The sequence below is a fragment of the bacterium genome, assembly GCA_040756715.1.
Lineage (GTDB): Bacteria > UBA9089 > UBA9088 > UBA9088 > UBA9088 > JBFLYE01.
On record JBFLYE010000119.1, the window covers coordinates 1 to 10,896 of the forward strand.

Annotated in this window: 14 protein-coding genes; 4 read left to right on the forward strand and 10 right to left on the reverse strand. The window is 38.0% G+C overall.

The genetic code is table 11. The features are described 5' to 3' along the window. Window positions 1-191: cupin domain-containing protein (locus AB1397_04425; GenBank protein ID MEW6482229.1), on the reverse strand; the 191-nt coding region annotated here is incomplete at its 3' end. Then, the gene (locus tag AB1397_04430) at window positions 176-655 is read right to left on the reverse strand and encodes a winged helix-turn-helix transcriptional regulator (GenBank protein MEW6482230.1); all 480 of its coding nucleotides are present in this window, start codon (window positions 653-655) and stop codon (window positions 176-178) included. The genes AB1397_04425 and AB1397_04430, both read right to left, overlap by 16 nt. Window positions 656-733: 78 nt before the next feature. On the opposite strand from AB1397_04430, the gene secF reads away from it, so the two are divergent. After that, window positions 734-1,606 carry a protein translocase subunit SecF gene (gene secF, locus AB1397_04435; protein MEW6482231.1) on the forward strand — a complete coding sequence of 291 codons (873 nt, stop codon included), beginning with the start codon at window positions 734-736 and terminating at the stop codon, window positions 1,604-1,606. Window positions 1,607-1,619: 13 nt separating this feature from the next. Here the strand turns inward: secF and AB1397_04440 are convergent, their stop codons facing one another. The 4 genes from AB1397_04440 to AB1397_04455 form a co-directional block, all read right to left on the reverse strand. After that, window positions 1,620-2,135, reverse strand: coding sequence for a flagellar basal body-associated FliL family protein (locus AB1397_04440; protein MEW6482232.1), 516 nt, complete (start codon window positions 2,133-2,135; stop codon window positions 1,620-1,622). Between the two features lie 19 nt (window positions 2,136-2,154). Beyond that, window positions 2,155-2,676 (reverse strand): flagellar basal body-associated FliL family protein, encoded by a 522-nt coding sequence (locus tag AB1397_04445; GenBank protein ID MEW6482233.1) that lies wholly within the window; start codon window positions 2,674-2,676, stop codon window positions 2,155-2,157. Window positions 2,677-2,756: 80 nt separating this feature from the next. Beyond that, window positions 2,757-3,665, reverse strand: a complete 909-nt coding sequence (argF, locus tag AB1397_04450; GenBank protein MEW6482234.1) for an ornithine carbamoyltransferase — start codon at window positions 3,663-3,665, stop codon at window positions 2,757-2,759. Further along, the gene (locus AB1397_04455; GenBank protein MEW6482235.1) at window positions 3,662-3,805 is read right to left on the reverse strand and encodes a hypothetical protein; all 144 of its coding nucleotides are present in this window, start codon (window positions 3,803-3,805) and stop codon (window positions 3,662-3,664) included. Before AB1397_04455 ends, argF begins: the two co-directional genes overlap by 4 nt. Before the next feature lie 56 nt (window positions 3,806-3,861). Here AB1397_04455 and yfcE point away from each other — a divergent pair, with 56 nt between their 5' ends. Beyond that, on the forward strand, window positions 3,862-4,395 hold the full coding sequence (yfcE, locus tag AB1397_04460; GenBank protein ID MEW6482236.1) for a phosphodiesterase: 534 nt from the start codon (window positions 3,862-3,864) through the stop codon (window positions 4,393-4,395). A gap of 34 nt (window positions 4,396-4,429) precedes the next feature. Here the strand turns inward: yfcE and AB1397_04465 are convergent, their stop codons facing one another. Then, window positions 4,430-5,563: an aspartate aminotransferase family protein gene (locus AB1397_04465; GenBank protein MEW6482237.1), complete on the reverse strand. Its 1,134-nt coding sequence runs from the start codon at window positions 5,561-5,563 to the stop codon at window positions 4,430-4,432. Window position 5,564: 1 nt separating this feature from the next. Then, complete coding sequence (locus AB1397_04470) at window positions 5,565-6,668, reverse strand: DegT/DnrJ/EryC1/StrS family aminotransferase (protein MEW6482238.1); 1,104 nt, start codon at window positions 6,666-6,668, stop codon at window positions 5,565-5,567. Window positions 6,669-6,749: 81 nt separating this feature from the next. Between AB1397_04470 and hisF the strand changes: the two genes are divergently transcribed. Further along, a complete protein-coding gene (gene hisF / locus AB1397_04475) occupies window positions 6,750-7,502 on the forward strand; it encodes an imidazole glycerol phosphate synthase subunit HisF (protein ID MEW6482239.1) in 753 nt (250 codons plus the stop codon). Further along, complete coding sequence (gene purQ / locus AB1397_04480; protein MEW6482240.1) at window positions 7,499-8,266, forward strand: phosphoribosylformylglycinamidine synthase I; 768 nt, start codon at window positions 7,499-7,501, stop codon at window positions 8,264-8,266. The genes hisF and purQ overlap by 4 nt, the downstream gene beginning before the upstream one ends. Here purQ and AB1397_04485 read toward each other — a convergent pair. Next, window positions 8,217-9,263 carry a 4Fe-4S binding protein gene (locus tag AB1397_04485; GenBank protein ID MEW6482241.1) on the reverse strand — a complete coding sequence of 349 codons (1,047 nt, stop codon included), beginning with the start codon at window positions 9,261-9,263 and terminating at the stop codon, window positions 8,217-8,219. The two genes, purQ and AB1397_04485, sit on opposite strands and share 50 nt — an antisense overlap. A 19-nt stretch (window positions 9,264-9,282) precedes the next feature. Beyond that, window positions 9,283-10,896 (reverse strand): phosphoenolpyruvate carboxykinase (GTP) (locus AB1397_04490; GenBank protein ID MEW6482242.1); only part of this gene is annotated, 1,614 nt, incomplete at its 5' end.

The following is a 10,896-nucleotide window of genomic DNA, read 5'->3' on the forward strand; positions in this document are numbered from 1 at the left end:
ACATCGCCTTTCTCTATCTTTGTTTTCCCCTTGTTTGTCTCTACCTCAACCTCTCCCTCAAGGATATAGCACCTTTCATCACACAAATATTCCCAGTTAAACCTAGAAACAGGGCATTCCCACTTACCCCATTTTTCAATCCCCAATTCCTTCAATCTTTCCTCGCTTGGCTTTTCTACCTTAATTTCCATAATTCCTTTATCCTTGGCCTCTGCCTCTTAAACTCCCTCTTTGTAAATAAAACAAGGGAATTATTTAAGGAAAAATCCCTTTTTATCCTTTCTATACAAGACAATACCTCATCCCTTGTCTTTGAATGGAGCATTAAAAATAGATTATAGGGAAATTTTTCTAGCGGAGTCCTTCTATAGCAATGACTTACCATTTTATATTTAGAAAGACCCCTTGCAATATTATCAATTTCACTATCCTTTACCAAAAAACATAAAAGGGCACCTACGCTATATCCAATCTTTCTATAGTCTATACTTGGCCTAAAAAACCTTATAAAACCCTCGTTTTTTAGCTTCTTTATCCTTTCTATAACCTCATTCTCGCTTATCTTAAGTTTCTCGGCAATCTCCCCAAAGGGATGTTTCTCTATGGGAATTCCATAGCTTAATAGAGAAATAAGCCTTTTATCTGTATCCTGCATAGAAAAATTATACAATTGCCATACCTTTTTTGCAAGGTTTTGCTTGCAAAAAAATTGTCTTTAATATAAACTTTTTGTATGATTGATTTCTTAAGATTAAGGAAGATTTTTTATCTTTTCTCTTTTCTCTTAATTGTTATTGGATTGGTTTCACTTATTATGAGGGGAAGAAAAAACCTTGGTATTGACTTTACAGGTGGAATAATGGTTAACCTTAAGTTTGAAGAGAAAATTTCAGAAGAAAAGCTTGAGGATATAAGAAAGGGGCTTGAAATGGCAGGAATAAAAGGGCAAATCCAGTATATTGGAGGAGAAAGAAAAGAACTCCTCGTTAAGATAAAGGGCAGCGAGGATGAAAAGACAGAAAAAAAGATAAGAAAAATAGCAGAAGGTATTGGAAAATTTGCCTATTCAAGCACATTTATTGGCCCATCTGTAAGTAGACATCTTGGATCTTATGCTATTAAGTCTATTTTTCTTGCCGTAATTGCTATGCTTATTTATATTGGATTCAGGTTTGAATTTAGATTCGGCGTTTCTGCAATGCTTGCCCTCCTTCATGATATGATCATCTCATTAGGCATTTACTCCCTTACGGGAAGGGAATTTAATGCTCCAACCATTGCGGCATTTTTAACCATTGCTGGTTATTCGGTAAATGATACCATTGTTGTTTTTGATAGAATAAGGGAAAATTTAAGGCTTTCCAGAAAGGAGGATTATTATACCCTTCTTAATAAAAGCATCAATCAAACCCTTACAAGGACACTTATTACAAGCCTGACAACATTACTTACCTGCGTTGCCCTCTGGCTATTTGCAAGTGGCGATGTCTCTGATTTTGCCTTTGCCCTAATTGTTGGAATAGCCATAGGAACATTTTCTTCCGATTGCATGGCAAGCCCCCTCCTTTATGAATGGCATATAAGAAGCAAGGCAAAGAAAGTCTAAAAGGTTCTACCTTTTATTGAGGAATAATCTCGCAGAATACATTCTCAATCTGACCATCACGAAGGATTGAATTTATCTCTTCTAAAACCTTCTCCTTAAATGCCTCCTTCCCTTCTTTTGTTGCTATCTCTGGGGTTGATGAGATAAGGATGGTATTTATAATATCCCTCATCTCTGGCTTTCTCTCTTCAAGCTCTTTTATAAGAAACTCATATTTTTTAGCATCATAGCTAAATGTAAGCTTTTCTAGCTTAACATATGTAGGCTCCTCTGGGTTTATTATCTTTGCCAAAAATTCACCAAGCTCAAAGTAATAGACTTCTTCTTCCTCTTCTTCAATTCCTTCTGGTTTTATGAGAGGCTCTGGAATCTTATCCTCCTTTGCTACCTTCTTTGCAACAATAATGGCAACTACGCTAGAAAGAACCAATCCAATGATTATAGCAAGAACAATGACAATAGGCCCCTTTGGAAGACCCTTTTTAGGCTTTTTTTCCTCTTCCTCTTCTTTTTTCTCCTCTTCAGCCATATCTTTTTAAATTCCTAAATTATTGTACCAATATCTCCATATAAATATCGCTTATCCTTCCCTTCTTTGGATTTATTATTTTGTTTATCTCTAGGATTAGCTCCTTTTTTAAAGCCATTTTCCCATCAAATGTTGCAACATCAGATGATTTTTTAATAAGAATATCATTTACTAAGCTCTTTATTTGCGCCTTTCTCTCTCCTATCTCTGCGGCTAGATATTTATATTTTCTCCCTTCATAGGCAATACAAAGGTCTTTAATCTGAACATACCTTGGTATATCAGGGTCGGTTAAGCGAACAAGAAAATTTCCCAGATTAGAAAAGTTTAATGGCTCAGGGGGTGGAATAAGCTTTTCCTCTTTTTCTGGAGAAATAACAAGGTTGTATGGCTTATATTTTTTTGCAATCATAAATGAGATGAGCGCAGAAAGAGAAACAGCCACGCTAAGGCTTATTATGATTATGGCAATCTGGACAATTGGATTGCTTAAAATAGAAGGCTTTTTCTCCTCCTCTAATAAAAGCTCCTCTTCTGTCATTGTCTAAAATATTACTATAGGCTCAATTAGTTTGTCAAGCTTGGCAATCTAAAACTTACCCATATCTTTTGCTTTCTGGTTTATACCAAAAGGAAAACAAGGATTCCCTTAGTAACAACAAGTTTATTCCTTGCCTGATGAAAGATTATAGAATTTTTTCCTTCGGCTATTTCATCCTCTATCTCTTCTCCCCGATGTATGGGCATACAATGCATAATCGAACAATTTTCTTTTGCATAGGATAGAAGGCTTTTGTTTATTGTAAAGCCAGAGAAATCCTTAATCCTTTTTTCTTTCTCTTTTTCCTGGCCCATACTTGTCCATGTGTCTGTATAGATAACCTCTGCATCCAAAACAGCCTTTTTTGGGTCTGTGATTGTTTTTATGATCGCTCCACTTAATGCAGAATATTTCTTTGCCCTCTTTAAAATATCCTTTTTTGGTCCATATCCCTTTGGAAAACAAAGGGTTATGTTTATTCCCATCATTGATGCAAGTAAAAGCCAGCTTGAGGCAACATTGTTACCACAATCGCCGATGAAGGATAGATTAAGGCCTACAATCTTTTCCTTATGCTTCCAAATTGTCCAAAGGTCTGAGAGAACCTGGCAGGGATGCTCATCATCGGATAAAGCATTTATAACAGGCACATTGGCATATTTAGAAAGGGCAAGAAGTTCGGAATGAGAAAATACCCTAGGAATAATGCAATCACCGTATCCAGAAAGAACCCTTGCTATATCCTTTATCTCCTCCCTTGTTCCTAAACCTACCTCATTATCTGTAATAAAAACGCTTTCCCCTCCCAGGCTTTTTATTGCAATCTCAAAGGAAAGCCTTGTTCTAAGGGATGGCTTTTTAAAGAAAAGAATGGCTGTTTTATCAGAAAATGGCTTATAATCTGGCAGCTCAATTATTTTATCTGTAAGATTGAATATGCGCCAGATAGATGCTGGCTCAAGGTCAGAAATTGAAAGAAGGTGCCTCATCTTTTTTTGTAATTTGGGCATTTAACTACATTTGGCCTATTTGGATTATTGCAGGCACCCCGGTAATCATATTTACAGGTATCGCAGAGAAATCCCCTTTTAAAAAACAGCCTTATTATCCAATCCAGAATTTTCATCATTAAATAATACCATTTTTTGTTTGAAATTGCCAACTAAAATATAGTAAAATAGCTTTATGAAAATAGGGGTTATCTCTGATACGCACGGAAACCTTTCTGCATTTGATAAGGCATTAGAAGCCTTTTCGGATTGTGAGCTTATTATTCATTGTGGTGATATTTTAGCCCCAGGACCAAAGAATCCCATTCCAGAAGGGTATAATCCACCAGGCTTAGCAGAGAGGATAAATTCCCTTTCTATGCCTCTTCTTATTGCAAAAGGGAATTGCGATTCTGAGGTTGATAGTGTGCTTTTAAAGCCTCCCATCTTTCCCTTTGTCTTTCTTCAGGATGAGAAAACAAGGATAATTGCAAGCCATTTGCCCATTGATCCCCTTCAATTTAGAGCAGATATATTGATAACAGGCCATACACATATCCCAGGCATTGAAGAAAGGGATGGAATAATCTACCTTAATCCAGGAAGCCCATCCGTTCCATTAAGTCCTACAAAAATCCCCACTTATGCCATTATAGATGATAAGATTACAATCTATAGCCTTTCAAAGGAGGTTATAATTCAGTGGAAAACCCAATATACTTGTAGATGAAAAAATGGATAAAACCATAAATCTTAAATTTCCATTATGTTTTGCACAACATTAAATATTGAATTGCCTCATCAATTTCCTCTTTTGTAACTGTAAGGGGGGGAAGGAATCTTAAGCAATTATTAGATGGTGCGTTTATAAGAAGCCCTTTTTCTAAACATTGCTTTACTACCTCTTTTGCATCTTGCTCTATATCCATTCCAATCATAAGTCCAACTCCCCTTATCTCTTTGTGGGGAAGGCTTGATAATTTTTCCTTAAAATAATTGCCTTTTTCCTTTACATCCTTCAGAAAATTCCTATCGTTGATCACAGAAAGGACAACCAAACCTGCCCTGGTTGATATGGGATTTCCTCCAAAGGTTGAGGCATGCATTCCAGCTTGTAAAAGCTCACCCAATCCCTTTTTTGCAATCATAGCACCGATGGGAAAGCCTCCCCCAAGCCCCTTTGCCAATGTTATAATATCTGGAATAACACCATAGCTTTGATATGCAAAGATGTATCCTGTCCTTCCTATCCCTGTCTGAACCTCGTCAAATATAAGCAAAAGGTCATTTTCAGAGCAAAGCTTTCTTAATCCTTCAAGGTATTCAGATGTGGCAGGATATATCCCCCTCTCTCCCTGAATGGGCTCTACCATAATGGCAACTGTCTTTTTGTCTATCTTTTTTTTAGCATCTTCTAAGGAATTAAACTCAATGTAGTCAAAGCCAGAAACTAAAGGCTCAAAACCTTTATGTATCTTCTCCTGTCCTGTGGCAGATAGGGTTGCCAATGTCCTTCCATGGAAACTACCTTTGGCGGTAAGGATTTTATACCTTTCCTTTCCATAGACCCTTGCCAATTTAAATGCTGATTCATTTGCCTCTGCACCTGAATTACAAAAGAATACCCTTCCTTTTAAAGAAATATCTGAGAGCTTCCTTGCCAGCAACAATTGGGGTTCTGTATAGAATAGATTTGATGTCTGGATAAGAAAATCAAGCTGTTCCTTTATTTCCTGAATAAGGAGAGGATGGGAATATCCAAGTGGATTGCAGGCTAAACCAGAGGTAAAATCAAGGTAGGAATTTCCCTCTGCATCATAAAGCCTTGATCCCAAACCCCTTACAAAGAGGACATTGGGTCTTGTATATGTTGGGCAAAGGTATTCGCTATATTTCATCTTAAGTTAAGGCTTTTCTTATCCTATCACAAATATATTCTATTTCTCTATCCTTCAATTCAGCAAACATAGGAAGGGAAAGGGCTTTTTTGCAAAGGCTTTCTGAATGGGGAAAGCTTCCTTCCTTAAGGTTAAGGTATTTATAGGCAGGCTGAAGATGAAGTGGGATTGGGTAGTGAATTCCCGTTGATATTCCGTCTTTATTTAGCCTCTCTCTAAGTTTGTCCCTTTTTTCTGTTTGAATAACATACAAATGATAAACACAAAATACACCATCTAGTATCTTTGGTGTGATTATTCCATTCATCCCTGACAAAAGCTCATCATATTTTTTTGCAATCTCCCTTCTTTTTTTATTCCAAGTATCCAGATATTTCAATTTTACCCTTAATATTGCTGCCTGAATATTATCAAGCCTTGAATTTATCCCCTCAATTTTATGGAGATATTTATCGGTTCTTCCATGATTACAAAGGATTCTTATCCTTTCTATTATTTCTTGAGAATTAGAGAGGCAAGCACCACCATCACCATAAGCCCCCAAATTTTTTCCTGGATAGAAACTAAACCCTGCTACATCCCCAAGGCTTCCCACCCTTTTTCCTTTATAAAAAGCACCGTGTGCCTGGCTAGCATCTTCAATAATAAAAAGATTGTGCCTTTTGGCAATTTCAGCTATTTTATCAAAATCCACGGGCTGACCATAGATATGGACAGGGATGATTGCCTTTGTTTTTTTTGTAATCGCCCTTTCTATTCCACTAGGGTCAATGTTATATGTATCCTTGTCAATATCAACAAAGACAGGGATTGCCTTATTTAATGTGATTGCTTCAACCGTGGCAATAAATGTATGGATGCTTGTGATTACCTCATCACCTTCTTTTATCCCTAATGCCCTTAAGCTAAGGTATAAAGCATCTGTCCCATTTCCAACCCCAACTGTGTATTTACTCTGGCAAAACCTGGCAAATTCCTCTTCAAACTTCTCAATCTCTTCTCCACCCACAAAAGATGTACTATCTATTGCCCTTTGAATTGCTTGGTCAATCTCTTTTTTTATAGAAAGGTATTGTGCCTTTAAAGAAACAAGGGGAATTTTCATTATTAGCATTTTAAATTTTTAATAAATGGTTTGTCAATAAAATCCTTGCAAAATATAGCCTGCAAAGGGGAAAATATTAGAATGAAAGCCCATAGGATAATCCCCTGCCTTGATGTTGATAAGGGAAGGGTTGTTAAGGGAATAAGCTTTGTTAATCTTCGCGATGCAGGAAATCCGGTAGAGCAGGCAAGGATATATGACAAAGAGGGAGCAGATGAGCTTGTTTTTTTGGACATTACCGCATCCTGGGAGGATAGAAAGATAATTGTTGATATAGTCCGTGCCTGTGCTGATTGTATATTTATTCCATTTACGGTGGGAGGTGGCATAATAAGCCTCTTGCAAATAGAGGAAATCCTTTCAAATGGTGCGGATAGGGTATCCATAAATACAGGGGCTGTCAAAAAGCCATTTTTTATTGAGGAGGCATCGTCAAAATTTGGCTCACAATGTATTGTGGTAGCCATTGATGCAAAGAAAAAAGGCAATTCCTGGGAGGTATATACCCATGGGGGAAGAAATCCAACCGGTCTGGATGCTATAGAATGGGCAAAGGAGGCAGAATTGGAAGGAGCGGGTGAAATTCTCTTAACCAGTATGGATTGCGATGGAAAGAAAAGTGGGTATGACCTTTCATTGATTGAAGAAATTGCAGGCTCTGTAAATATCCCTGTGATTGCCTCAGGTGGGGCAGGATGTCCAGAGCATCTTGAAAAGGCAATCGCAAAGGGAGCGGATGCTGTTTTAGCCGCATCCATCTTTCATTACGGCGAGTATAAAATAAAAGATGTTAAGAGATATCTTAAAAATAAAGGAATCTGCGTGAGAATATGAAAATTGCCATCATTCAATACCCTGGGACAAATTGTGAGTATGAAACCTGTAGCGCTATAAGGTCTTGTGGAATAGAGGCAGAAATATTTAGATGGAATAGGCAAATTGAGGAATTGGAGGAATTTGATGCCTTTGTCCTTGCGGGAGGCTTTTCATACCAAGATAGGGTAAGGGCAGGAGCAATTGCCGCAAAGAAGCCCATTATTAAGACAATTATGAGAAAGGCAGAAGAGGGAGCACCTGTTTTGGGGATATGCAATGGTGCCCAAATCTTAATCGAATCTGGGATTTGCCCTTCTTTAAAAAAAGGCTCAATTGAGATGGCCCTTTCTTTCAATAGAGAAACAGGCTTTTTGTGTGATTGGGTATATGTTAAGGTTTCATCCATTAAAAGCCCATTTTTGTCATTGTTTAATCTAGGCGATGTCTTTCCCATTCCCATTGCCCATGCCGAGGGAAGGTTCGCCACCCAAAACAAAGGCTTACTTTTAGAGCTTATAGAAAATGACCAGATAGCCTTAAGGTATTGCACAAAGAATGGGGAAATTATTGATGAATTTCCCATAAACCCAAATGGTTCTATCTATAATATTGCAGGCTTAACAAACAAGGAGGGAAATGTTTTTGCTCTTATGCCACATCCAGAAAGGGCATCCTTTGTCTATCAAATTCCCCGAAAAAAACAGGCTTCGGCAAGAAAAATATTTGAAGGAATTAAGGATTTTTATAAGACCAACTCCTTGCCTTTTGGGGACAGGTCTTGATACACCTTGAACACATAATACAATTGGAAAGATTGGCAAATCCTCCCTTTCCCAAATCTACCTCCATTGGGCAGGATTTAAGGCAGGCAGAACAAGACCTACAGAGTTCTTTATTATGAACAACCCTAACCAATGAGATTTTATTAAAAAGCCCTAATATTCCACCCAGGGGACATAAAATCCTACAAAATAGCCTTCCTGAGACAAGGATAAACAAAACCAGAAAAACAAAACCTAAAATGATATGGTATAAAACAATATTGTTTAGAAAAAATGCCCTTTTTCCTGTGGTAAGGTAGTATGGAAGCAAGCCATATAAAAGCCCAGATGGACAAAAATATGAGCAGAATAAAAATGGAAAGACAAAGGCGAGAATGACCACAATAAGGATAAGATACTTAGCATAGATAAGAAATTGGGGAATTTTAATTCTTGGCTTCTTTATCTTATTCAATAGATCAGAAATTGTCCCAAATGGGCATAGCCATCCGCAAAAAAACCTTCCCAGGGATATTCCCAGAAGAATAAAAAATCCCAATATGAAAAATGGAGGTCTTCTTTGCAGAAGAAATACCTGAAGAGAGCCAATTGGACAAGCACCAACCGCCATCTCGCAAGCCTGACAATTTAAAAAAGGAAGGAGGCCAACGGATGTTCTGCTTGCAGGGCATATTCCAGAAACCCTGATCACACCAAGCCTTGTAATAACAAAAGAAACCCATTGGACAAGCCATCTATTTATCTTAAGTTTAATATCTTTGTTTTTTATAAAAATAAGGAAAAAGAGTATAGGAAACACAATAAAAACAATAATGACAAATGGCTTTCTCTCTATTTCTTCAAAATGATATGCCTTTTTTAAGGCAAGGTTTGTAATCCCAGGGGAAAGCATCCCAACAGATTTCCCATAAGAATTATGAGAAGAGACAAAATTAAGGTCTCCCAATAAGAGACCTATGAGGAGAAGAAAAATCCCAAGCAGGAATAATTTTTTCATTTTTTTAGCTTAAATGAAGCTAGCTTAAACGCTTTTCAAGGCATTCGCATTCCTTTTCAATCCAAGAAGGAAGCCTGTTTCCAAATTTTAAAAGAAATGCTTTTATATCCAGAAGCTCTTTTTCCCATTCATCTTTGTCTATCTTAAATAGCCCTTTTTCATTTATATTAAGTTCTGTAAGGTCTAAGTCTTTAGGATGGGGGATAAATCCAATGGGTGTCTCTTTCGCTCCTACCCTACCTTTTACCCTCTCAACAATCCATTTTAAAACCCTTATATTTTCAGAAAATCCAGGCCATAAGAAATTTCCTCCTTCATCCTTTCTAAACCAATTTACAAAGAATATTTTGGGAGGGCTTTCCATTTTCTCTCCCATACAACGCCAATGCTCCCAATAATCTGCCATATTGTATCCGCAGAAAGGAAGCATTGCCATTGGATCGCGACGCAGGACACCTATATCCTGAACTGCCGCTGAGGTTGTCTCTGATGCCATTCCACATCCCTGAAATACCCCATTCTGCCAATTGAATGCCTCATATACCAGAGGAACAACAGATGACCTTCGGCAACCAAAGATTATGGCAGATATGGGAACACCCTTTGGATTATTGAATTCGCTTGATAGGGTTGGACACTGGGTTATGGAAACCGTAAATCGTGAGTTTGGATGGGCAGCATCCTTTGAAGAGGATGGATTTCCCTTCCAGTCAATCAAGCCTTCTGGAATCCCATCAAGTCCATCCCACCAAGGCTCATTTGTTTTTGTGGCAAGGGCTGTGTTGGTAAAAAGGGTTGGATAGAATGTGCCATTTTTTAGGGTTTTTATCATATTTGGGTTTGTCTGTTCCGATGTTCCAGGTGCTACACCAAAAAATCCCATTTCTGGATTAATCGCATAAAGCCTTCCATCATCTCCGATATTCATCCAGGCAATGTCATCGCCAATTGTCCATATTTTATATCCAGGAAGAGAGGGATTAAGCATAGCAAGGTTTGTCTTCCCGCAGGCAGAGGGAAGAGCGGCGGTAATATATGTTGTATTACCAGATGGGTCTTCAATACCCATAATCACCATATGCTCTGCCAGCCAATTTTCTTTCCACCCAAGGAAGGATGCAATCCTTAAGGAAAAGCATTTTTTTCCCAGCAAAGCATTTCCACCATATCCAGAGCCAATAGACCAAACCAGATTTTCCTCGGGAAAGTGCATAATAAACCTTCTTTTAGGAGAAAAGTCTCCTATAGAATGAAGCCCTTTTACAAAGTCAAAAGAATTTCCTATTCTTTCTAATGCAGCCTTTCCCTCTCTCGTCATTATCCTCGTGCTTACAGCCACATAGGATGAATCGGTAAGCTGGATACAGGGTTTTGAATAGGCCGATTCTGGGTTTCCCATCATATAAGGAAGAACATACATTGTCCTTCCCTTCATACAACCTTTAAAAAGGGGAGTGAGCATTTCCTTTGCTTCTTTCGGCTCCTTCCAATTGTTATTTGGACCAGAGGTTTCTTGGTTTGGATGGCAGAGATAGGTAAATTGCTCTGTTCTTGCTACATCACTTGGATGGCTTCTATGGAGATAGGCATTTGGCCAGGCTTTCTGATTTAGGGAATAAAAAACAGGATTGCC